Annotated in this window: 20 protein-coding genes and 1 pseudogene; 8 read left to right on the forward strand and 13 right to left on the reverse strand. The window is 58.5% G+C overall.

Annotation, left to right across the window (positions count from 1 at the left end; all coding sequences use genetic code 11):
* Positions 1-15: 15 nt before the first annotated feature.
* Both H6A60_RS06900 and H6A60_RS06905 read left to right on the forward strand, forming a co-directional pair.
* Positions 16-852: a pyridoxamine kinase gene (locus H6A60_RS06900; protein ID WP_205102688.1), complete on the forward strand. Its 837-nt coding sequence runs from the start codon at positions 16-18 to the stop codon at positions 850-852.
* Positions 853-998: 146 nt separating this feature from the next.
* A complete protein-coding gene (locus H6A60_RS06905) occupies positions 999-2,033 on the forward strand; it encodes a DUF134 domain-containing protein (protein WP_205102690.1) in 1,035 nt (344 codons plus the stop codon).
* Between the two features lie 121 nt (positions 2,034-2,154).
* Here the strand turns inward: H6A60_RS06905 and H6A60_RS06910 are convergent, their stop codons facing one another.
* From H6A60_RS06910 to traA, 5 genes are all read right to left on the reverse strand, one after another.
* On the reverse strand, positions 2,155-3,567 hold the full coding sequence (locus H6A60_RS06910) for a hypothetical protein (protein ID WP_205102692.1): 1,413 nt from the start codon (positions 3,565-3,567) through the stop codon (positions 2,155-2,157).
* A complete protein-coding gene (locus H6A60_RS06915; RefSeq protein WP_205102694.1) occupies positions 3,560-4,567 on the reverse strand; it encodes a TraK domain-containing protein in 1,008 nt (335 codons plus the stop codon). The genes H6A60_RS06910 and H6A60_RS06915 overlap by 8 nt, the downstream gene beginning before the upstream one ends.
* 21 nt (positions 4,568-4,588) lie before the next feature.
* Positions 4,589-5,257, reverse strand: a complete 669-nt coding sequence (locus tag H6A60_RS06920) for a TraE/TraK family type IV conjugative transfer system protein (protein ID WP_205102696.1) — start codon at positions 5,255-5,257, stop codon at positions 4,589-4,591.
* 144 nt (positions 5,258-5,401) lie between these two features.
* On the reverse strand, positions 5,402-5,689 hold the full coding sequence (locus tag H6A60_RS06925) for a type IV conjugative transfer system protein TraL (protein WP_205102698.1): 288 nt from the start codon (positions 5,687-5,689) through the stop codon (positions 5,402-5,404).
* A gap of 3 nt (positions 5,690-5,692) precedes the next feature.
* Positions 5,693-6,031 carry a TraA family conjugative transfer protein gene (gene traA, locus H6A60_RS13865; RefSeq protein ID WP_338054847.1) on the reverse strand — a complete coding sequence of 113 codons (339 nt, stop codon included), beginning with the start codon at positions 6,029-6,031 and terminating at the stop codon, positions 5,693-5,695.
* A gap of 696 nt (positions 6,032-6,727) precedes the next feature.
* Here traA and H6A60_RS06930 point away from each other — a divergent pair.
* Positions 6,728-7,174, forward strand: coding sequence for a hypothetical protein (locus H6A60_RS06930; RefSeq protein WP_205102700.1), 447 nt, complete (start codon positions 6,728-6,730; stop codon positions 7,172-7,174).
* Between the two features lie 204 nt (positions 7,175-7,378).
* Here H6A60_RS06930 and H6A60_RS06935 read toward each other — a convergent pair whose 3' ends face one another.
* Positions 7,379-7,672 carry a DMT family transporter gene (locus H6A60_RS06935; RefSeq protein WP_205102702.1) on the reverse strand — a complete coding sequence of 98 codons (294 nt, stop codon included), beginning with the start codon at positions 7,670-7,672 and terminating at the stop codon, positions 7,379-7,381.
* A 635-nt stretch (positions 7,673-8,307) separates the two neighbouring features.
* Here H6A60_RS06935 and H6A60_RS06940 point away from each other — a divergent pair.
* Together H6A60_RS06940 and H6A60_RS06945 are read left to right on the forward strand one after the other, a co-directional pair.
* The gene (locus H6A60_RS06940) at positions 8,308-9,519 is read left to right on the forward strand and encodes a porin (protein WP_205102704.1); all 1,212 of its coding nucleotides are present in this window, start codon (positions 8,308-8,310) and stop codon (positions 9,517-9,519) included.
* Between the two features lie 504 nt (positions 9,520-10,023).
* Positions 10,024-11,232, forward strand: a complete 1,209-nt coding sequence (locus H6A60_RS06945) for a porin (protein ID WP_205102706.1) — start codon at positions 10,024-10,026, stop codon at positions 11,230-11,232.
* Between the two features lie 310 nt (positions 11,233-11,542).
* Here H6A60_RS06945 and H6A60_RS06950 read toward each other — a convergent pair whose 3' ends face one another.
* From H6A60_RS06950 to H6A60_RS06970, 5 genes are all read right to left on the reverse strand, one after another.
* Complete coding sequence (locus tag H6A60_RS06950) at positions 11,543-12,493, reverse strand: LysR family transcriptional regulator (protein WP_205102708.1); 951 nt, start codon at positions 12,491-12,493, stop codon at positions 11,543-11,545.
* A gap of 139 nt (positions 12,494-12,632) precedes the next feature.
* The gene (locus H6A60_RS06955; protein WP_239477639.1) at positions 12,633-14,192 is read right to left on the reverse strand and encodes a flavocytochrome c; all 1,560 of its coding nucleotides are present in this window, start codon (positions 14,190-14,192) and stop codon (positions 12,633-12,635) included.
* A gap of 302 nt (positions 14,193-14,494) precedes the next feature.
* Positions 14,495-15,607 (reverse strand): hypothetical protein, encoded by a 1,113-nt coding sequence (locus tag H6A60_RS06960; RefSeq protein WP_205102712.1) that lies wholly within the window; start codon positions 15,605-15,607, stop codon positions 14,495-14,497.
* 171 nt (positions 15,608-15,778) lie between these two features.
* On the reverse strand, positions 15,779-16,201 hold the full coding sequence (locus H6A60_RS06965; protein ID WP_205102714.1) for a hypothetical protein: 423 nt from the start codon (positions 16,199-16,201) through the stop codon (positions 15,779-15,781).
* A gap of 154 nt (positions 16,202-16,355) precedes the next feature.
* Positions 16,356-17,228 (reverse strand): outer membrane lipoprotein carrier protein LolA, encoded by an 873-nt coding sequence (locus H6A60_RS06970; protein WP_205102716.1) that lies wholly within the window; start codon positions 17,226-17,228, stop codon positions 16,356-16,358.
* A 4-nt stretch (positions 17,229-17,232) separates the two neighbouring features.
* Between H6A60_RS06970 and H6A60_RS06975 the strand changes: the two genes are divergently transcribed.
* A complete protein-coding gene (locus H6A60_RS06975; protein ID WP_205102718.1) occupies positions 17,233-17,439 on the forward strand; it encodes a type II toxin-antitoxin system prevent-host-death family antitoxin in 207 nt (68 codons plus the stop codon).
* 987 nt (positions 17,440-18,426) lie between these two features.
* Here the strand turns inward: H6A60_RS06975 and H6A60_RS06980 are convergent.
* Positions 18,427-18,933, reverse strand: coding sequence for a PepSY domain-containing protein (locus tag H6A60_RS06980; protein ID WP_205102721.1), 507 nt, complete (start codon positions 18,931-18,933; stop codon positions 18,427-18,429).
* 265 nt (positions 18,934-19,198) lie between these two features.
* On the reverse strand, positions 19,199-20,452 hold the full coding sequence (pepT, locus tag H6A60_RS06985) for a peptidase T (RefSeq protein WP_205102723.1): 1,254 nt from the start codon (positions 20,450-20,452) through the stop codon (positions 19,199-19,201).
* Between the two features lie 492 nt (positions 20,453-20,944).
* On the opposite strand from pepT, the pseudogene H6A60_RS14000 reads away from it, so the two are divergent.
* A pseudogene (locus H6A60_RS14000) lies at positions 20,945-21,085 on the forward strand (helix-turn-helix domain-containing protein); the annotation flags it as partial.
* A gap of 383 nt (positions 21,086-21,468) precedes the next feature.
* On the forward strand, positions 21,469-22,860 hold the full coding sequence (gene dcuC, locus H6A60_RS06995) for a C4-dicarboxylate transporter DcuC (RefSeq protein WP_205102725.1): 1,392 nt from the start codon (positions 21,469-21,471) through the stop codon (positions 22,858-22,860).
* Positions 22,861-23,115: the final 255 nt, after the last annotated feature.

Consider the following 23,115-nt stretch of genomic DNA (forward strand, 5'->3'; position numbering starts at 1 on the left):
AACAGAAGAAGAAAAATGAAGCCAGCAAAACGCGTTCTTGCCATCCACGACCTCTGCTCTTTCGGTCGTTGTTCGCTCACGGCAGCAATTCCCGTCTTATCCTCCATGGGCATCCAGGCGTGCCCGTTTCCGACGGCGCTTTTTTCCAACAATTTCACCTACGGCTCGTTTGTCTTCAGCGACTTCACCGATAAGATGAAGGGGTTCATGGACCAGTGGGAAAAGCTCGAGTTTCCGTTTGATGCGGTCTACTCCGGGTTCCTCGCGAGCCTCGAACAAATGGAAATCGTGAAGGATGCCGCCCGGCGCTTCGCAGACCGCGAGGATGCGATTGTCGTTGTCGACCCTGCGATGGGCGACGACGGCAAGCTCTACCCGGTCTTCACGCCCGAAATGGTGGCAGGCATGCGCGGTCTCGTTGAGAAAGCCGACCTCATTACGCCGAACTACACGGAAGCGTGCTTCCTTCTCGATCGCCCTTATTCGGCTGAAGAGCCCTCTGCTTCTGCGCTTGAAACCATGTGCCGCGATCTTTCCAAGTTCGGTGCGAAGCAGGTCGTGATTACAAGCGTTCCCGGCAAGCCCGACGAAATCAAGGTTGCGTCGTTTGATGCCGAAAACGAGCGTTTCACCGTTCATTCGACGGCGCGCATCCCCTTTGCCACTTGCGGTACGGGCGACATCTTTACGAGCGTTGTTACGGGTGCGCTGCTGCGAGGCGAAACACTCGACGCGGCTGTTTTAAAGGCCATGCGCTTTGTGAGCCGCGCCATTGAATACACGATGGCGACGGGGGTTGACGCACGAGCCGGTGTTCAGCTCGAACCCTGTCTCAAAGAGCTTATGGGCTGAGCCCGCGGGTAAATACAACGAAAGTGTTCAATACGCGGCGGTCGGTTCCGAAAGGAGCCGGCCGCCGTTGCTTTGAGACTTGCAAACTCAAGCGCCACTCGATAATATCCGACATATGTCGGAAATAACTTGCAAGGAGAGACCCAATGCCAAGACCGAGCCGATGTCGCCGTGTCTGTGCGGAACCGCGATGCCGCGGCTTTCGTCCGAATGCGCCGCTTGCGCCGGAAGCATCGGAAGCGTCCTCGAGCGTGCAGCTCTTCGTGGAAGAGTTCGAAGCCATTCGCATCATCGATTTCGAAAAGCGCACGCACGAACAATGTGCGCTTCAAATGCAGGTGTCTCGAACGACGGCGACCGAGATATACGAGCGAGCTCGCGCAAAGATCGCCGAAGCGCTCGTGCTTGGGAAACCCCTTGAGATAGCGGGCGGCAATTACGAAGTCTGCGGCGGCAAATGCGCCCGGGACTGCGCAGGCCGCTGCCGCTGGAAGTACCGACAGTTGAGAGAACACATCGCGAATCAAACCGAACAATTGGAAGGAAACTTCACCATGAAGATCGCCATTCCCGTCAAGAACGAAAACATCTATCAGCACTTCGGCATGGCCGCCGCGTTCAAGGTCTACACCGTCGAGAACGGTGAGATCGTCGGCACGGCCGTCGTCGAAACCCCGGGTCAGGGGCACGGCTCGAAGGTTGGCCCCCTCACGGAGGCGGGCGTTGACTGCGTCGTTTGCGGCGGTATCGGTGACGGTGCTGTGGCAGGCCTCACCGCTGCCGGCATCAAGCTGCTCGCCGGTATCAGCGGCAACGCCGACGAAGCGGCGCGTGCTTGTGTGGCCGAGACGCTCGAAAGCAACCCGGAAGCGGCAGCCGCCGTGAGCCAGCATCGCCACCGTCATCAGCACGGTCATGGTGAAGGTTGCGGTTGCGGCTGCGGTGGTCACGGCCACGGTCAGGAGGACGGCTCGTGCGGGTGTGGCTGCCACGGTGAGGGCAAGGGCGAAGAAAAGACCTGCACGTGCGGCCATGGTGAGGAAGGCTGCTGCAAGCATGGCGACGGACATGCCGACGCGGACGGTCACTGCTGCGGCGGGCATGGTGAAGGCCATGGCCACGGTTGCTGCGGGCACGGTCATGGGCACGGCGGTTGCTGCGGCCGTCACCGCGGCGAATAAGTCAAGAAAAACCGTTCGGGCGACGATCAAGTGTCGGCCGCCCGCTCGAAAAAACAAAACTTTGAGGTCAAATATTGCCCGGCAAGCTTCGGCTCGCCGGGCTTATTTCAATGACGAGAGCTCAATCAAGCACGTCGCAAGAGAGTCGTGTCTTCAGGGCGAAGCCTGCGATTGTGTTGTGGTGCTCGGGGCGCATGACGACGCCTTGCCGCATTCTTGAGATGGCATAGACGGCCGCCGCTTTGGCGATGACGGGTTGCCGGATGAAGCCTTCGAAATGAGAGAGCGCCATCGTCGCCTTCACGGGCGGCCGGAGTGCGGCTTCCGTCGTTGGCTTCGCCAGATCGTTGAGTCGTTCTTCCCGGTCCCTGTATGGACCGAACTGTTCCGCTTTCTCAAGCTCTTCCGGCGTGAATGGCCGAGTTCGGGAACATTCCAGGAAACCCAGGGGAACTGATTTTTCAATTCGTTCAACGCCTTTTCCGATTCGGCCGCTACGTTGGCTGCAAGGCGCACTTCGGCAAAAGCGGCGAATGTCGAGCGCGTGAAGCAGAAGATTTCCACGCCAAGGCCGCGCCCGGTCGTGATCGAGAGGAGCGGATAGCGGCGGTTCTGGTATCGGGTCGCCGGCAGCGCCCCCCGTTGACGCATAGACGCCTGTGAGGAGGGTTGCTCGAGCGAAGGCGCCGGGCGGCAGATACGTGTCGACGGTGCTTCCCGGTGCACGATTGACGGCAATGGGTGTGTCGGGCGCGAGCCAGGTTGACGGGGCATAACGCGGCAGACGTCTTTCGTCGGCGGTGTTTGCTGCGGGCGGGAGCGTCCTTCTGTCTTTGGGCGCGCCGAGCGTTACGACGGTGAGCTGTGTGCGCCCGGTGCTGCCGGGGCTGTTCTCGAGAAGACCAGAGCGAGTTTCGGCATTTCCTGTGAGCGACGCGTCGAGCGCACCGTAGTCAAAACCTGATTCGCCGGGGGCTCGCATTTGTCCGCCGCTCGCGGCAGCGGCTTCGGCGGCGCTTTCAATCGCCGCTCCGTGCTTGGCCTGCACTTCTTCGAGTGTTGCAAGCGTATCCTTCTGCCGGCGCATCGTTTCCGTGAGGCTTTTCGCGGTGGATTCGAGCTCTTTTCTGAGGGCCGCAATGTCGCTCGTGAGCGAGGCAACGGTGCTGTTGAGGTCGTCGATTTTGGCTTCGGATTTGCGAATGTAGGTTTCGCGCTGAACGTACTCGGGGTGAATGGCAATGGACGCTGCGGGTTCGGGCTTTTTGTGTGTCTTTCGCTCGTCCGGATTCGACGTGACGGCCCAGAGGGACAATGCGCCGAGGATGCCCACGACCCCGAGCGCCGCGGCGGTCTGCTGCTGTTTGCGCCGTTTGTTGGAAAGCGGATCGGCAGCCGCTTGACCGCTGCGGGCAACTCGCCGCCGTTTTTGGAATAGACCTCTCGTTTCTCCTTGAGCGCTGAAATGGTTCTCGAGCTCGGATTGCCGATCGAGTTCTGTACGCTCGTCCGAACCGTAGTTGCGATCAGTCATGGCGCGCGACCTCCACGAAGATCAGTTCGGCCGAATCGCCGTAGCGCAGCATCGCTTTGTCGGTCGTGATCGCTGCGACGCTCGGCCCCGTGAGGGCCGGTTCGCGAATGAGGACGGGAACGGGCGAATCGTTTTTGAGCCGAAGCACGACCGCCGTGAGGTCGCGCGTCGTCCAGCAGCTCGCGACGACGGGCTTCAAGCGCTCGAGCTTCACGAGCGCCGCCGAGAGCGAACGCGTGGGTTTGGGGCAGGCAGAGCGCTTCATGATATCGGGGGCTTCTTCGCGAAGCGTTGCGTGCCGCACGAAGCGCTTTACGCTCGAAACGAATTCCGGCGCGGGCGAAGGCGCGAGCATGCTCGCGGGCCGCGGATCACCGCCCGTCATCGGCATGCCTTCGAGTGCGTCGGGCGAATCGGCCGAAGTGCCCGTTGACGCCGCTGCCTCGGTCGACAGCTTCGAAGCGCGTGTCGCCTCGGCGCGCTCGAGCAGAATGTTTTGCGGCGACCGCTCGAGCCCCGCGTCGAGCACGATTGCAGCCGTCTCGCCGCTCTCGGTCGTTACGTAGAGCACGATCTCGCCTTCGCGCTTCGGACGAACGAAGATCTGGCCCGCGGCCGTGTCGGTCTTGAGATCCAGGTCCTGCTGGTCCCAGATGGCGCTTTCGATCCGCTCGCCCCCGGTGAAGGCGATGCGGCTTGCGTGCTGCGCGGAGATCGGGAAGCGCAGCAGGTCGGCCTCGGTACTGCGGCGAACGAATTTGCCGGGGACGGCCGCCGGGGCTCGTTGGAAAGCGGGGTTTGCCGCCGGCTTGACAGCCGACGGCTCGGTAAGACGCACGGGTGCCGCTTGCGGGCGAACAACGTCGGCTGCGCAGGCGCTCGGGAGGGCGGTCAAAAGCGTCGTCGTGAAGACGGTCATGGCCGAAAGTGCGGCAAACGCAGAAATTGCGGTGTGCTTGAAGGGCTTGTCGGTTGCGGGGACGGTGTTTGTGAGAGACATGAGAGGCGGGCAGACAGAAAGTTAACGGGGCTTCGCGGGCAGGTCCGAGTCGCGGCGCAGGATTTCTTCGAGGCGCGTCAAGAAGAGTCGGCCCGAGCGGTGTTCAAAGCGCAGTCGGAAGCATTTCTCTTTGCTTTCGACCACTGTGCGGCCGAGTATCGTTTTGAATTCACCGGCGACATCTACGGTGAGCCGCGTTCGCGAGACGGCCGTTTCCGACGGATAGAAAGCGGTGGAGCCGTCGTCTTTTCGCAGCGCCTGTGCTTCCTTTTCGAGCTGCAGGGCCGTTTCGGCCTGCGTCTCCGGGGAAACGTGTTCTAGAAAAGCCGCAATGCTGCCCGCGGCATTCGCGGGCGTGAGGTTCGTGCAAAGGGCGGCGAGCTTCACGCCGTAGCGGGCGAGGTAGGCTTCGTCCGGCCCCTTTTCGTCAAAGGTCCACGCGGGAATGGCGGGATCGAAAACGGTGGAAGGAATGAGAATCGTCTGGTGAACGGGCTTCTTCATCATGAGCGCCGCCCCGAGAAGGAGGTTCGAAGCGAGCGAAAGGGCGAAGCCCGCGACGACAAGCCGCCCGATGCGTAGCTTCGCAGCGGCAAGCGCCATGGCGTGAAAGCCGCCGGGCGGCGATAGGTCGGACGTTCCTTCCTCGAAGGAATTCGGGCGGTTTGGTGAAGGCGTTGGAGTCTTCATCGTGGGAATCGTGAAAAGGGCGCTCGGTTCGCGATGCCGCGCGAGCGCTCGAGAAAGAATCGCCTCGGCGCAGGCGGCGGGCCGTCGTCGAGGCGTGTCTGAAAAGGTGCGAACGAAGTTCGCGTCGGGGACGTCGGCAGGTGCTCAGCCGAGAAAGCGCCTCTTTGAAGACGCTGGCGTCACCTTGAGCTGCGGGAAGCCGAGGAACCACCAGGCGAGGTGAATGGGCCGCCCCGGATTGCCCGCGCTCACCTTTTCCCAAAGGGCCGCCAGTGCAAGGCCGATCAGCGAACCCCAGCCCGGGTGATTGAAGATGCCGCCCACAATCGCAAAACTGAAGAAGATGAGGACGGCTTCCACGCGCCAGAAGATGACGCGCATGCTTTCGAGTTCGCAGTTCGGAATGCGGACGGCTTTGGGCGGCGTCGTCATGGCTTAGGATCCCGCCGAGAAGACGGAATCGATGATTTCCGGGCCCACGACGAGCGCGAGAGCGCAGCCGAGCGACACGACGGCGGCAGCGAGGTTGCCGCGCAAAAGGCCGCTTGCGAGCCCGACGATGAGAAAGCCGATCGCAATGGACTTGCCGAGCGAGCCCGAGATCCAAGTGTCAAGCGTCTCGTAGAGGCGGTCGAACCCCGCCGTACCGGCAGCTGAGGAGGGTTCCGCGAGAAGTAGGCCGAGAACGGCGAGGGCGGCAAGTCCAAGGACGCGCGCGGCGAGCTTCGCGGCGCGGTGTTCGTTGATGCGGGTCGCCAGCGCGCTCGCTTCAATTCACGCGTCGGTCATGGCATCGGCAAAAGAGGGAGCGGTGTCGGCGGACTTCACTGCGTTCGACAGAGTCATTTCGTTTTTCTCCTGCAAATGGTTTGCACGTAGGTCGCCGTGCGAACCGAGCAGCCCGCACGGTCAAGGTCTCGCAGCCGCCGAAGAAAGAAAGGAACAACAGAGAGGGCGGCTGCGAGACCGAGGCGCAATCCTATGGAAGAGATGCTCGAAAAAGCCAGGAATTCGGGAGAAAAGGCGAGAATTTGGCCCTTGCGAAATTTGAACGTATTGATTTTTGGGAAAACGCGGCGGCAAAGCGCCTGCAAAATGTGCTCAATAGTCCGCCTCAAAGGACCGAAAAGCCTGAGACACAAGCGAAAAGGAGGCATGCTGGCACAAATCGAAACAAAAATTTCCTGCGCCTATCCTGTGCGGGTCATACCTATTTACGGGAATTCAGGTATACTTCGCGGCTTCCCCCTGAAGCCAGGGGCGAATGCACACTTCTCCGACTGCGGCAGTAACGCTACGGTCCCGATCGGGGAAGCGGGCGGCGGCGATCCATCGGCATGGCGCTTGGGCGCAAACACTTACCTCGAAGGTGGAGGGCGAGTGTGCGTCTCTTTTTCAAGTGCGGCTGCGCTGCACCCGGGGGTGTGTTCGTGCAGAAAACCGGATAAGTGAGCACGGAGGAATAGAAGAATGATCAACGGTACCCGCGATGAAAACCTGGACAGCCGCGAGGTTCTCGACCGCACGGAGGCCTTCATGGCCGATACGCTCACGATCCGCCGAAAGAAAGAAGTGATGCCGACGATGCTCACCCGTCTTTCGATCCCCGAAGGCCGCGTGAAGACTGTTCAGGACCTTGAGCGCTACATTCACGACCGCACCCAGGTGAGCGAAGACGAAAAGAGCCTCTCCTTTGAGCACGGCGAACTCACGATCCGCATTTTCCAGTCCGCGGGCGGCGGCTGGCGCATCTCGAGCAGCACGGCCGCAGGCCGCGTGCAGTCGCGCCCCTGTCCGATTGCGGGCGAATTCTTCTCGGTCTTCATCACGCCGCGCATCCGCAACGCGCGCCGTGCCGCGCAGAGCGCCGTGAAGTCGCTTTCGGGCGTCGGTGCGGCCGCTGCCGCGACGGCGTAAGGCAAATAGACAGGAATTGTCAGGTTGAGAACAAGGAGCGAGGGCAGGAGGAAAGGGACATGTCCGCGGATTGGACCGCGCGTTAAATCGTCATCCTAAAACGCGCCGGTTGGATCCGTCGGCTGAGACAACGTCGCTCTCGTTTCTTGGGCGGGAAGATCGTTCTCCGATTTGCAGTTCGGGCTTCGATCTTCCCGCTCTCATTTATTGGGCGTCCGTAAAGGCGTGCGTTTCCAGTGAGCCGACGAGAGCAGCATGACGCCGACGCCCTGAGACGATCATGACCATGTCGACGATCGATGCGACAGGGCGCTTTTGGGCGAAGAGGAAATAACCGACGGGTGGAGTGAGCACGCTGCCAAGACCCGACCAGACAGCGTAGGCTGCGCCGACGGGCAGGCTCTTGAGCGTCATCGAAAGAAAGCATAAGGACGCACCGTACCAGAAAAGCGAACTCACCGTGAAGACGGGTTTCGTAAAGCCTTCGGATAACTTCAAGCCAGGTGGGTCCGAAGACATCCATCAGAATGGCGCAGAGAAGTCAGGCAAAAGCTTTCATGATATTTCTGTATTGCAAAAAAAGGAAGAGTAACGGGACGATATCAACAGCTTCTTCAATTTGTCAAGAAATCAATGGGTTGAAGAGGTGTCTAGCCTCTAGAGGCGGGTGAGCCCTTTGTTTCTAATGCACAGTCGGAAAGTCGGTTTTCGTGTCTTGAATTTACAGAAGACATTTTCTGAACAAACGTTCACAAATTATCTATTGCATATGCCTTAGATAAAAGAGCATAGACCGATCTAGTCACTTTTTGCAATGTGTCGAAATTACAACAAAAAATGCAAGTTATATTGGTAATGTTTTCAATTGCAATACATTGAAAAATAAGGAATTGCAGTGGATCTAAGCCATTTGTCGTAAACGTTTTTTTGGCAATTGAGGATAGGATCATGCAAGGGCGTGCGCAAAACTTTGCTTTCTCGATGCTGGGCGGATCCTCTCATCGTGAAGGACGGTTCATTGTGTAGTCCGCAGCTCGAGCGGTTCGGTAATGCACGACCGGCCGCACCGAGGTTCCTGAAAGACGAGGTTCGGTGTAACAGAACGACCGTGCCCAAATTGAAAGGCTCATCAAATGAAAAAGACACTTGCTGCTCTCGCTGTACTCGGCGCTCTCTCCGTCGGTTCTGCTGTCGCTGCCGACGTGACGCTCTACGGCGTCGTCGACTACTCGCTCAAGTATTCCCGTGTCGATACCGACAAGACAGGCGAAGATGCTACGAACAAGTTTGAAATGGCTTCCGGCGCCCAGTCGGGTTCCCGCTTCGGCCTGAAGGGTACGGAAGACCTCGGCAACGGCCTTAAGGTCGGCTTCGTGCTTGAAAACGGCTTCGGCGCCGATGACGGCACGATGCTCCAGGGCAGCCGCCTCTTCGGTCGCGAATCCCAGGTTTATCTCGCGGGCGCTTTCGGTCAGCTCTCCTTCGGCCGTGTCGGTCAGCTCGTCTCGGGTAACGGCTCTTACGGCCTTATGGCCGACATCTCGCCGTTCGGCGCTTCGTGGGCCGGTGCGGTCGAACCCTCGACCTACATGGTCGGCTACGGCCGCTTCGACAACACGGTGACCTACAAGTCGCCGGAATTCGCCGGCGCCCGCGTCTACGCCCAGTACTCCTTCAACGCCAACAACAAGGACGAGTGGAAGCAGGACGGTGTTGACGACACGGTCACGGCGACGGAAGGCAAGACCACGGCGAACCGCTACGCTGCTCTCGGTGCGACTTATAACGTCGGCGGTCTCGCCCTTGTTGCTGCGGCCGACTGGTACAACTGGTCGGACAACTGGGACAAGAGCGGCGCCAACTGGGATCACGTTGAAGGCAAGGACTCCGACGACGGCTACACCTTCACGCTCGCCGGCTCCTATGACTTCCAGGTCGTCAAGGCCTACTTGAGCGCCCAGTACTTCGACAACATGTACCGCAAGGGCTCGACTGAAGGCGACGCTTACGCTGCGTTCGGCGACTACATGGGCAACGATCAGTTCAAGGGCTACGGCGTGATCGCCGGCGTGAGCGCGCCGCTCGGCGGCGGCCTCGGCATGCTGGCTGTCGGCTACACGGATGCCGAAGACTGCGACGATCCGGATGGCGCCACCGCTGCCAAGACCGAAGTGCAGCGCCTTGGCGTGTCCGTCGGCTACGACTACAGCCTCTCGAAGCGCACGAACGTCTACACCGTTCTCTCCTACGCCAAGGATAAGCTCGAGAATGAAGACAACGTCGCAGGCAAAGACCGCGATCCCAATACCACGACCTGGTGGGTCGGCATGCGCCACAAGTTCTAAAAAGCACTTGTCACATGCAAACTGCGCTCGGAGTTCGGCGTGAAACCTCCTAACTCAGAGCGCGGATCGTGCCTTTGAGCGTGCGAAAGCGCCGATATCGACGGAGTGATCTGTCGGTTTCGGCGCTTTCATCGTTTCAGGAGCTTCTGTTGAACGACGCTGTGGTGGAGTGCAATACGAACAATTCCCTTGTATACGAGTAGCTTTGTCTAAATCCGTATGCAATACGCAACAGTTTTGACAGTTTTAACGTGTTACTGTCGCTTCGTAATCTATTGATTTTTCGGAAACTGTAATTAATATTAGTGTTATCCCGAATAAATGCAGGCGCAATGGTCTATAGTCTGTCCCCTGACTCGAAAGATTTCGTCAATTCTTTGATAAGTTTTGACACTTCGGGCAATCGGAGGAAAGTGTGTGTGCACGACGCACTTCCCCCCTTTTTTCAGTTTGTACCGCCCCCGAGAAGAGAGGGGCGGACTTTTGATCAAAGGCACATTCAAAATGAAAAAGACTCTTGCTGCTCTCGCTGTCCTCGGCGCTTTTGCCGGTACCGCTGCTGCCGCTGATGTCACGCTCTACGGTTTGGTCGACTACGGCTTCAACTATCAGCACGTTGACGGCGACGCTAAGGATGTCGACGCGAACGACACGTTCAAGATGATGTCCGGCCAGAACTCCGGCTCGCGCTTCGGCCTGAAGGGCACGGAAGACCTCGGCAACGGCCTCAAGCTCGGCTTCGTTCTCGAAAACGGCTTTAACGCTGACGACGGCTCGCTCGGCAACGGCGGCCGCCTCTTCGGTCGTGAATCGCAGGTCAACCTGCAGGGCGCCTTCGGTACGGTGTCGTTCGGCCGCGTCGGCGAACTCGTGAGCGCCAACGGCTCGTACGCTCTGATGGGCAAGGCCTCGCCGTTCTCTGGCGGCTGGCAGGATTCCGTCGGTCAGAAGTTCGTTTATGCGAACGGCTTCGACCGCTACGACAACATGATCACGTACGTGACCCCGAGCTTCAACGGCTTCAAGCTCCACGCTCAGTATTCGTTCAAGAACGACGGCAAGGACGGTCACGGTGTTGAGGGCAAGGCCTCGGCTGACCGCTACTACGCCATCGGCGCTACGTTCGAAACCCAGAATCTCTACCTCGTCGGCGTTGTCGACAGCAAGAACTGGGGTTCGTACGACACGAACACGGTCGGTGTTGGTCATGAAATCGACGATCAGCTCGCTGTTACGCTCGGCGGTGCTTATGATTTCGGTTTCATGAAGCTCTATGCTTCCGGTCAGTACTTCGACAATGCCAAGTCGGTCGGTACGAAGGCTGCCGGTGCTGACGGTTCGATCGTTTCTGGCTACAGCTTCTTCAAGGCTTACAAGCCTGCTGCAGATGAAGACGAGAAGGCTACAGGTGCTTCTGGTGAGGGCGCTGAAGGCTACGGCATCAATATCGGCGTGGGCGTTCCCGCCTTCGGCGGTACGGCCAAGGCTCAGATCGCCTACATGGATGCTGAAGACGTTGCCAACAGCAAGCGCACGGTTGAACGCTGGAGCATCGCCGTTGGTTATGACTACAACCTGACGAAGCGCACGTCCGTCTACACGGCCGCTGCCTACACCCGCGACGAACTGTCTAAGGAATATCGTCAGGACACGAAGTACGGCGAAAATCCGTCGACCGTGGAAGTCATGGCTGGTCTCATCCACAAGTTCTAATTTGAGCTTGTTGACTTAATCAGCTAGTCTAAAAGGCGGATCTAACGATCCGCCTTTTTTCAATTGGGGGAACTAGATCCCGATTAAACGTAATTTGCCAATGACGAATCATTGCAGTCCGATGCTCCCGCAGCCACAAAAAGCAACAACTAGGCAAGAACCGGTAACCCAAAAGGCGTTGGGCGGTGACAAAATCAACTTGTAAGCGCCGCCGGACTTAAAAAATCGTTCTTCTGAAACTCCAGAAAATTGTTGAAGCTCTTCCGCGCGGCGCTTTTCTTTTGCTTAGGATGTCGTCGTTCGCTCGGAGCTACTCATCGTATGCGACGCCAATTCCCTCATACCAGCGCCTTGTACGTTCATCAAGGGGTTTGCGAAGTGCAAGCGCAAGGTCTCGCGCAAACGAAAAGAGACGCCGTTCTCGTTTTCGACTGACGAGAATCGAACAGCTGAGCTGCCACTTTGGGCGGTGCCATTGCGGGAGAACAGGAACCAGCTTGCCTGCGCGTCTGTGGTTGTAGGTGACGCCAAGCGACAGGTCAAAGCAGATTCCGTGCCCGAGTACCGTGAGTTCCTTGCAGGTCGAGAGGTCGCCGGCGTAGGCGACTCGCTCGCAGCAGAGGGGCGCAGTTTGGGATCCTCTTAGCAGCATACGCGCTTCCGGGTAACTGCCTCCTCTGCGCAAAATAAGCGAATGGCGGGTAAGTTCTTCTGGCGAGGCAGGAGAACCGTATTTTGCAATGTATTCGGGCGAAGCCAATCCGCAGGTGCAGGTTTCGCAAATGGGAAGCGCTGCAATATCTCGGTCTTCCGGTGTATGCGGAAGAATCGCAAGGTCGATGCGCTTTTCTCGAAGATCATCGAGATCGGCTTCAGGCACGATGTTCACCGTTTTGACCGCACTCTTTAAGTGCGGCAGCGAAAGGACCTCAAGAATTTCCTTGCGTGCGATGTTGACGGGCACGCCGATTCTGAGATGCTCGATCTTCGGGGCAGCTGCTTTCGTGGCAGCGATAAGCGCGTCGTGCGCTCGAATGTATTCCTGCGCCGCAGGCAGCAGAGTTCGCGCTTCTTCTGTCAGTCCGAGCGGGCGTTCGGTGCGAGTGAGGAGCTCGCACTCGAGCGCCGCTTCAAGCGAGTGAATGAGACGGGAAGCACGCCCCGGATCAAGATCGAGCGACTCGGCTGCGCGAGCCAAGCCGCTCTTTTCGCCGATCGCGGCAAGAAGCCGCCAGGCAATGAGGCTGCTTCGAATGTCCATTGCCGAAAAGAATTGTCGTTGCAGATCTTTTCAGATCTATGTGCAGGTACGCGGCCGTCAATGGAGAGAAAACAGAAGGCGGCGGGATGAACGCGGAAAGCGCGCCGGACTTTGCGCGTCTTTCCGCAGGATCTTTCGGTCAGCACCAGGCCTTTTCCTTTGCGGCTTCGCGCCCTGCGATGCGGCCGTTCACAAGACAGTCGACAACGGCACAGGAACCCAACCGCACCGCACCGTGCACGCCGCCCGTCGCTTCACCCGCGGCATAAAGCCCCGGAATCGGTTCGTCGTTCGTGATGTCGAGCGCGCGGCAGAATTTGTCGGTTTCGATGCCGCCCATCGTGTGGTGAACCTTGGGGGAAAGGATGGAGGCATACCACGGACCGCCGTCGACCGCCAGGGGCTTCGCCTTCGGGAAGAAGTAGCGGCCCATTTCGTCCTTGCCCTTGCCGCCGAGCGCATCGTTGTAGTCGGAGACGGACTTCTTAAGCGCATCGAGCGGAATGCTGTATGCCTTGGCAAGGTCGGCGAGCGTCGCAAACTCGTGGAGGACGCCCTTTTCGAGCTGCTTCTCGAAGATGCCCGGGCGCGTGATCGCGATCGTCGTTTCGACGGCGGTCTTGTCGGCGATGGCGATGCAGCGGTCGCCCTTGTTGCCCGCATTGATGATGGCGTCGGCGCGGATCTTGCGGTTGACCATTTCGTTCACGAAGCGCTTCCCTGTCGTGCAGTTGACCCAGATGCCGCAGGAGCCGGCGCAGCCGTTCGCGAAGTAGAGCGCAATGCCGAAACCCTTTTCTTCGGGCGACGTCCACGGACCGCACTGAATCCAGTCGCACTGAACCATGCTTGCGCCGATGCGCGCGGCTTCGCGCCAGAGTTCGGACGTCGCACCCGGCTGGCAAGTCGTGTCGAACTTGTCGGTGAGCTTCGGGTCGTGCTTCATGCGGTATGTGACGTCGGCGCCGAACCCGCCGTGGCAGAGAATGACGGCTTTCTTCGCGCAGTAGTAGCGCACCTTGCCCGAGTTCTCCTTCGGGAAGCGGTAACCCTCGCGAACCTTGAGGCCTTTGACGCGACCGTCGCCGTCGCGCACGATTGCTTCAACGTAGACGCGATTGCGGATTTCGGCCTTTTTCTTTTCGAGGTAGGCGAGCTGCTTTTTGACGATTTCCGAGCCCGAGCCATTCTTTGTCACGACGCAGCGCGGCACCGAGTGACCGCCTTCGGCGTTCACCTGTCCCTGGATGTATTCGACGCCGAGTGTCTTCACCGTCCACTCGTAAGTTTCGAGCGTGTGCTCGGCCATGTAGCGGACCTTGTCGGGATAGTTGTAGCCGAGACCTTCGCGCAGCATGTCTTCGGCCAGGAGCTCGGGCGAATCCTTGATGCCCATGGCTTTTTGCTGTTCCGAGCCCGGAACGCCAAAGAGGCCGCCGTTGATAACCGAGTTCCCTCCGAGCGCCGTCATCTTTTCGAGTACGACGACGCTCGCGCCGCCGTCAATGGCTTCGGCGGCCGCTGCGAGCCCGGCAAACCCCGAACCCACCACGATGACGTCAAAGGTTTCGTCCCATTTCGCAGGCATCGTGTCGACGCAGGCAGCTTCGGCGCTGCGCGGGCGCGCAGCCAATGCGAGAGCCGCACCGGCTGCCCCGGCCGAGAGGAACGTACGGCGCTGCAGATTGGTCTTCGTCATGATCATCTCCTTTTTTCATGCTGACGATGGCCTTATTGTCTGCGGCGGGTCTTCGGCCGATAAGTCCCGAATGGACAAATCAGTTTGTTATTTAGTCAAAATGCCTGCAGCAAAAGGAACGAGCCGGTGCCGTGTTTTCGGGACCTGCCGGTGCGCAACGTCGCAGCTTGCGAAAAGTAGAGTTTCGCTGGAAAGAAAGCCCGCCGACTTTTTTTGGAAAAACGGCAGGCTTGAGATTTACGGAAAGCGATCTCCGCAAAAAAATGCTCGTTGACTCTCTCTTCAAAATAAAAGAAGAGTCTTCAGCGTAGTGTCGGCACTTCAAAGACGACGGTGTTTCCCTGCTCAAGCATGAGCGGGGCATGGAAGCAGGTACCCTTGTCGTTGGCCGAGCCCGAATTCGCGTCCGATGCTTCCCGTTTTTTGAGAGGCTTGGGCGGCAGGTAAATCTGCCAGCCCTGGGGCAGCTCTCGCGAAAGCGCGGTATAGAGTTCGTCGTCCGTCAGCTTGGCAGAAGCGGGGTGCTTGAACGCAATGTAGACACCTTCGCCGAAGCGGCGGACAGCGATTTCTCCGACATCATCCTCGAGTTTGTCAGCGGCGCTTGCAAGAAGCCAGCTCGGCCGCATCACAACAGGCGAAGCCGCGTCGTCCATACCATTGACGCGCAGATGCACGTCGCAGGCCGGGTGGTGTTCGGCAGGTGGCTTCATCGGATTCGCGCGGGTTTTGCCAGAAGCGTTTCGCACGGTCGGTGCCGGGCATCCGAGATCGGGGTTGACGAGCGTTACTTTGAGCTCCGAGGCGCTTTCGATCATGCCTTCGAGGCGGTACCCGCGGGGTTCTCCCGCCACTTTGAAACCAAGTGAAGCGGCAGAGCGGCAAATGGCATCGGCACTCTTTTCGATAAAGCGGCGCTCGGCATCCTCGCGCGTTTGTGCTTCGGTGACGGGGATGAAGCCAAGCAGGTGCGGCTTCATGTCTTCGGAGTGAAGGACGTTCGCCGCTGCCTTTCCGAAAAAGTCGGCGATGGCCGAAGGAGAAAAGTAATCGCGGTAGGAAGAACCGAAATCGGAGGGTTCTGCGCTTTTCAAAAGTTCGGGAAGCGGATGGCCTGCATCGGCAACATGGTCGCTCGGCAAGTCCTTCACCTGCGTGGCGTAGTGAAAGCGCAGAATGTTGAGCGCGCGGCTCGCTGCGGCGTCGTACTCAGGTGTCGCGTCGGCCGTCACTGCCGTTCGTGCGGTTTTGTCCTCGGGCGCCGCCGCGCTTTGCATTGCGACGGCAGCTTCAGGCTTCTCGTCGGAAAAAGGATTGAGCGCAGTTGAAATATCACTCATCGTGCTGCAGCCCGAAAGAAGAACAAGCGCGGCGGCAGCGGGAAGGGTGCGCAGGAAAGGGACGTGCTTCATCATGTTTTAGCGGGATCCCCGAGGGCGTTCAAAGCGGCGAACGGCCTCCCGAAGAAGCGATCGGCACGATTGCAGTTGTCGTGTCGGATTGAGAACGAAAGGGAAAAGGAGCGGACTCGGGCGGGATGGCGGCTCGTGTGTGAGGGACGTTCGAGCCGCCGCGGCGCCTCATTGTTATTCATTGCGGTTCGGGTTGACGAGGAAGCGCTGGATGTCGGCGTTGAGGTTCGCCACCCACTTGCTCACATTGCGGTGGATGCAAAGCTGATCCGTGCCGTTGCAGTTGAGCTTTTCGCCGAGGCCGTAGCTCTTCACGTATTTGATGTTGTAGCCCGCTTTAGAGTAGTTGACGTCGAACGTTGCCTCGTAGTTCATCGTGCGTTCATTTGAGGGGTAGCTCACGCGGACGCGGCCCGGGACGTCTTCGACGACGCGCCAGTGACGCGCGGACGCGGCAGACAGAATGGCAGTTCGGATATCGGACTGCGAGAAGCTCGCGCTCACGGCCTGTTCGGGCGGGAGGACGAGCGTAGTAGCGCCGCAGCCGGCGAGAACGATAACGGCAGCGGAGGCTGCCAAAATAGAGCGCAGTTGCATGTTGAGGCTCCGAAATAGTGAACGAGTAGTTCACTCTACCCGAAAGGCGATTGAAGTACGCGATTTCGCGCGGTTTTTTCGCTCGCAGCAGTGACATCGCTTTGAAATAAAGCGGATGGATCGGCGTATAAAGACGCCGGCGGTCACGGCGTGCTTACTTCGTTGCTTTAACGTCCGAAAAAAGAATGAGCGTCGTCTCGCCGCCATTCCCTTCGATGCGAACCGTTTCCACGTGCGTTCTTCCCGTGAGCACCGCCTTGGCAACGAATTGCGAGAGCATCTCGTTTTTCGGTGTCGCTTCGATCGTAATGCTGCCCGTCCGGGTCTTTGTCGCCTTAAGCACAAAAAACGCTTCCAAGGTCTCGGCTTGTCCGGAGAGAAGACCTGTAAGGATCTTGGCCGCTTCATTGTTTTGCGGGCCCGCATTCGTTTCAAAGCCCTTTTGATCGTCGCTCGAATAGTGAATCCCCGTCGAATCGATCGTCATCGTGCTAGGAAAGGGATCGGTCACGTCCCAGACGAGCTTTTGGGTCGTAAGCGAGAAACGCCCGGTCGACACCATGGGTTTGGGAAAGCCGGCGATGGTTTTTTCTTCGCGAAAGTTTCCTTCAAGAGCGCTGACGCGAAGCGCATCGAGCGTCTGCCGCAGATCCCGGCCGCTCACATCAGTAGCGTTTTGATCGAGCGCCTGCGAAAGAGTCGATTGGGACGCAGTCTCCGAACCTAGTACGACATCGGTCGGCAGGGAAAAGAAGAGGGCGCCGGCGCAGAGCAGAAGAGGCAATCGAACGATGCGCAAATCAGGAAGATAGCGGACGGCAGATCGGGTTAAATAACGCGGCTGCATGGCGGCAGAAGAAAACAAAGAGAAGCGAACATCATACCCAACGCGCGCATGCAGGAGGCAGCTGCTGCCCAGCCCTGAATGAAGAGGCGACAGATGAAAAAAGTTCAACCGGTTAAACTTTTTCAGCGCTCGACGTGGAGTTTCATTCTCAAAACTGGCAGTGCAACCGAGAACGATCAATCTTATGGAATCGAATTCCGTACCGCTTTCGCAGGCTTGTCAAAAGCCCGTTCGGATTATCGATCCCGCAGGCGAGAATGGCGGCGGGCCGGTCTTGATTTCCGTGAGAGGCAGGCCGGCAGTTGTGCTGATTTCCGCACCGAGCACCACGAGAAGTTCCGCGTCATCCTCGACGAGCTTGACGCACTTAACGAGTCGCTGGTCCACCTGACACCGTTGCAGGTGATCGTCTGCCGCGAGTGAAACGTCCTTCGCTATGGTGGAGTGCCCGGGACAGCGGTGAATGTAATACGTCGCGACAGCGAGAGGACACGTCCGCTTTGATGGCAACAAAAGAACTGCCATCAACTGCACGTTCGCTTTTCTCAAGAATGAACGGGATCCGTACGCGAGTGCCAAAGGATCTTGAAGAAACGGTCATCAAAGCGGCGACAGGCGAAATAAACGCGACGTCTCTCGCCAAGTATTTGAGGCGCAGCTTCGCTCAAGGAACACGAAGGAGGCGAAACTTCATCTGCAGCCGGATCCCAAAAAGCGCGGGGCGGGCGGCACCCGAAGCGTTCGTCATGCCGCCCGCGATTTGCAGAGGATTTGACTGCCGAGGCAATTGCTCAGCCGCTTCGGGCCCACGAAATATAACACCGGAAAGACCATTTCGGCACGCTCAGTGCGATCAAAAGCACGAGACGAGCGGAATCGTCGCGTATGGGCGACAGTTTTGGGCCTGTTGAGGCAAATCGAGCGGGCTGTAAACCTATTTCGTCGTCCTCTCTGCAGCGTGCGCCGAGTCCGTTTCGCGAAGGAAATCAACGAGGCGCTTCGACTGTTCGTGAAGCCTCCGCACCCATACATCCGGCAAAGCCGTCTGAATGGATGCGGCTTCCCTCGTTTGTATTCGGAAGGACAGCCTTTGCACGATGCAGGGAAAGCTCAGTAGTTGAGTGACATTGCGTCCTCAGTACCGCACTGACCTTAAGGAGCGTGCATAAGGTGCAGGTGCTTCTCTTGTTCGAGCATACTTGAGTCGAAAAACGCTAAGAGGCGCATTTTCTCGAATTGCGCAACAATTCTCTCAATCGGGCTTTGCTGCCGGACCTCGCATCGCCAGGATCCGGCACTCTTGAACCGTTTTGCTTCACGCGTTCCGATAGAAACATCGGATAGTCTGGAAAACGCCACGGGCGTTCCCGAGACAGCGCTATGCGCGCCGCTCGGCCGTCCAGTCGAAAATAAGGCCCGTTCGGCGATCCGCCTCGAATTCGTACTTCATGCCGTCGTGGCGAAGGACGCCTTCCCAACGTCGACCTTCTTGTCGGAGACGAATGTCGGCCGACGACGCTCCGGGAACACGACGCAGCACTTCCCGACGGACCTCGCTCTCGGGATTTGCCGCCGAAGGCTGGCGCCGAACCCATTCGTCATCGATCTCCATGTCGGCATCGATGATTCGGCCGGAACTGCGGGCGACGCACAGGTCAAAGTCGCCGAACTTCGTCTCGAATTCGATGGAATAGACCGGAACACCTTGCTCCTCATCGCGATCGATCTTGAGATTGAAAATGTCCCGTTTGGCTACACCTGCGTAGGCGAGCGCGAGCGAAACGGCCTCGTCGCGGCTGATTCCGCCCGCTGCAAGCACGCGACCGGAAACGGTTGCCGTGAGCGCCGCGGAAAATGCCGATAAAAGCACAACTCTTCGGTGCATGATTGTGTTATCCCAGAAAAGCCTCACCCATCCAAGCGTACGCCGAGTACGCTTCGTTCGAGGGACTTTACGTCAAAGAGAGACGCTATCGGTCTATCACAAGGTGTCACAAGGTGCTTAAACGCGCAAAGGGGCGTACGGTTTCAAACCATACGCCCCTTCCTGAGCTCGGCGCACCCGACGTCGACATTCAAGCTTATGGCACCGGGTGCAGTGAGCTGCAGCAGCGCGCAGTCGCACTTCTGCAGCTTAGAGACTGCTTCAATCAGGCTTTGCGGCTTTCAGCAGCAATGCGGACAAGCGAGAGCGTCACTTCAAGGCTCTTGTCCCAGGAATTCATCGGGAGGAACTCGCAGTTGCTGTGGAAGTTGTGCGCGCCCGTAAAGTAGTTGGGCGTCAAGAGGCCGCAGACGGAGAGGTACGAGCCGTCCGTGCCGCCGCGCATGGCCATGGTCTTCGCTTCAACGCCGGACATTTCAAGGGCCTTGTAGAGGATGTCGATCCCCATGCGGTTGTCGTCGCGAACGGCGTCGGCGATGTTGGCGTACGAGTCGGAGAGCTCGAGTTCGATCTTGGCCTTCGGATGACGGATCCTGAGGTATTCGGCCGCTGCGCGCAGCTTGTCCTTCTTGGCTTCGTAGAGCTTCTTGTTGTGGTCGCGGATCTTCATCGTGAGGACGGCGGTCGTGGGCGTCGCTTCCATCGTCTTCAGAACGATGAAGCCTTCGCGACCTTCGGTGTATTCGGGCGTTTCGCCGCGGTCGAGCATATTGATGAAGTCGTGCACGACGAGGATCGGGTTCACAAGAACGCCCTTTGAAGCCATCGGGTGGGCAGAGATGCCGCGCACCGTGAGCTTGCCGTTGCCGGCGTTGAACGTTTCCCAAACGACTTCGCCGAGTTCGCAGCAGTCGATCGTGTAGGCGAAGTCGACGGGGAACTTTGAGAGATCGGTCTTGCGTGCACCGCGCTCGCCGAGCTCTTCATCGGGCACGAACGCAACGTAGATGTCGCCGTGCGGCCGGTTTTCTTCGCGAACGATCGAGAACGCCGTCATGACGTTCGCAATTGCCGACTTGTCGTCTGCACCCAATACGGACGTGCCGTCGGTGACGACGATGTCGTCGCCCTTATAGCGTTCGATTTCGGGATGTTCGCTCGTGCGAAGCCAAATGTCCTTTTCTTCGTTGAGGCAGATGTCGCCGCCCTGGTAGTTGCGAACGACCCACGGGTGGATCTCGGGCGAGAGACCGGCGTTGACCGTATCCATGTGGACCATCCAGCCGATGACGGGCGCCTTCGTGCCTTCGGGCAGATTCGACGGAAGCTTTGCCGTCAGCACGGCATGCTCGGAAATCTCGATGTTGACGAAGCCGAGACCGCGCAGTTCTTCGGCGAGCAGTTCGGCAAGCTTGAATTCGTTCGGATTGCTCGGAACGACGGTTGCCTTCATGTCGCTCTGGGTCGGGATGGCGACATAACGAAGAAATCTTTCAAGAAGTACCTCTTTGCGGTTCATGTTGCGTTGCTCCTTGTTTCGCTTGAGTTTGGTCTTCTGGGCCCGAACGCCCTTTCGGAGGGCAATGCGTCCTGATTAGGGAGACCTGGGCCGAGCAAACGAATTATCGGCAGTTTCAACTTTCCGGGGAATTGAACCAAGGTACATGGCGCGACGTGAGCGGGCGCCCGACAATCCTCACCGACTCACGCGATCTAAGCAGAATCCGAGGGTCTTTCTGATGTATGAGACTTTCTTCTCTCGCCGGGCGGCGCTCGTGTTCGATTCCGTCGAACGCTTCGGGCTGCCCGGCTCTTTTTTGTCTGTCGCGTCCGAAATCGAGGATCGGTAGGCTGCGCGCTTCTCTCTTCACTCGGGTTGCTTGAGCAGACGAACGGTCGAGAGTAGGCAGGGTCGGGTTTTCGATAGTTGACGGTGACGCTTCGGAACAGATTGAAATTCCAGGCTTTTTTATGCCTAAACAAGACGCGCACGGGATGAGGGCAGAGCGTCAAGGAGACGACCTATGCGGCGGGCTACGGGAGTCCGTCGGCCTTCATAGCGGCATTCAAAGGTATCTCCGGCCTGACGCCCGCGGAATACCGCAAGGAGCTGCTTCGCGACAAGGATCTCCAAGAAGACGCGACCAACTGAAGTGTTTCATAGCGGCAAAGCGTTTCGCAGCGGCGATGGCGTGCGTTTTAAAAAAAAGGATCGCTGAACGCGCGAAGTCGAAGCCCTGCTTCCGACAAGCCTTCATTTCCAAGGGTTAAGTTATCGGCCGACCGTGCACGGAAAGCGGCGGATGAAGCCGCTGTGACTCGGTTCTGCGTTCGGGATTTTCCGAGTCAGCAGGGCGGTTGCCTATTGAACCTTGGTACATAGCGGCTTCAGTCGATTCTCTTCAGAATTCGATCGAACCGTCGGAATCCGACCGATTTCGACCGGGCGGGAAGGCGTGCGGCCGACAAAGCAGGTCGACATCGAGCCTTTCACCCTCAACACACTTAAACCGGACCTCAACCAAAGGAATCGCTATGGTCGGCGTAATCATTTCCCTCTTGGTGACGATCTTCGTCGTCAAGGTGCTTCTCAAGAAGATGAAGGCACAGTTCGTGCTTCTCTTCGGCGGCCTCATCCTGCTCACGGCTGCCGTCATTATGGACATGTGCGGGCTCTTGCCCGGCGGTGCTCAGATCCTCCCGAAGGGCGTCAAGAGCACGGGTTTCGTGGGCTTTGACCTCTTTAAGGCCATCAGCTCTCTCATGTCTTCGCGACTCGCGGGCATCGGTCTTCTCATCATGTCGGCTGCCGGCTACTCGAAGTACATGTCGATGATCGGCGCTTCCGCCATCATGGCCGACTACCTTTCGCGTCCGCTCCGCGTCTTCAAGTCGCCCTACATCGTTCTTTCGATGAGCTACATCGTGGGCGCCGTCGCCGACCTCTTCATTCCGTCGGCTTCTGGCCTCGCCATGCTCTTGATGGTGACGATGTACCCGGTGCTCGTGAAGCTCGGCGCTTCGCGTCTTTCCGCCGCCGCGCTGATCGCCACGGTCTCCTGCCTTGATATGGGTCCGACCTCGGGTGCGGCGAACTACGCTGCGCAGGTTGCCGGCATGGACACGATGACCTACTTCATCGAGTACCAGATTCCGGTCGGCATTGTGGTGACGATTGCCGTTGCGGTGCTGCACTTCTTCACGCAGCGCTACTTTGACGCTAAGGACGGCGACAAGGCCAACGAAGTCGATCTGTCCGTCGTCAAGAACGATGACCTCGACGCCAAAGGTGCCCCGAGCTGGTACGGCATTCTGCCGACGATCCCGCTCGTTCTGCTGATCGTCTTCAACCGCTTCGTCATCGACTCCGTCAAGCTCGACGTGCCGACCGCGATGTTCATCTCGTTCGCGATCTCCATGGTTTGCGAACTGATCCGCAAGGCCCCCAAGGAAGTCCTCGCGCAGGGCATGGAATTCTTCAACATGATGGGCAAGCAGTTTGCCACCGTTGTGACGCTTGTCGTTGCCGGCGAACTCTTCGCCAAGGGCCTTATCGCCACGGGCACGATCGACTATCTCATCGAAGCGACGAAGAACCTCGGTCTGCCCGCCTATGCCATCATGATCGTCGTCGTTGCCTTCATTTCGATCGCCTCGGTCGTTATGGGTTCGGGCAATGCGCCGTTCTACGCCTTCGCGCCGCTCGTTCCTGACTTTGCCAAGGAATTCGGCGTCTCGACGATTCTTCTCCTCATGCCGATGCAGCTCTCGACGGGTCTTGCCCGCGTGATGTCGCCGATTACGGCTGTGGTTGTGGCAGTTGCCGGCTGCTCGGGCATCAGTCCCTTCGCACTCGTGCGCCGCACCGCGATCCCGATGACGGGCGGCCTCATCGTCATGATCGTGATGACGATCATCCTCAACTAATCGATTTCGGTCGAACGCTTCCTGTTTCGTAGGGAGGCACGAAACTCCGGCACGAGAGCTCCTCCGTGCCGGAGGTTTTTTTATCCGTTTGACGGCCGACTCGGAGCCGATTCGAAGAGGCCTCGTTTACTTGATGCGGTCGGAAAACTGCGTATAGCAGGCGTCTTGACGAAAAGTTTTTCTTTTCGCGCCAATCTTTCGTTTTTTGGCACAGTACAGCATAATCAGCGAATTACTCAGATACCATTCGGATTC

The sequence above is a fragment of the Sutterella massiliensis genome, assembly GCF_016899755.1.
In the GTDB taxonomy this organism is placed as follows: domain Bacteria; phylum Pseudomonadota; class Gammaproteobacteria; order Burkholderiales; family Burkholderiaceae_F; genus Sutterella; species Sutterella massiliensis.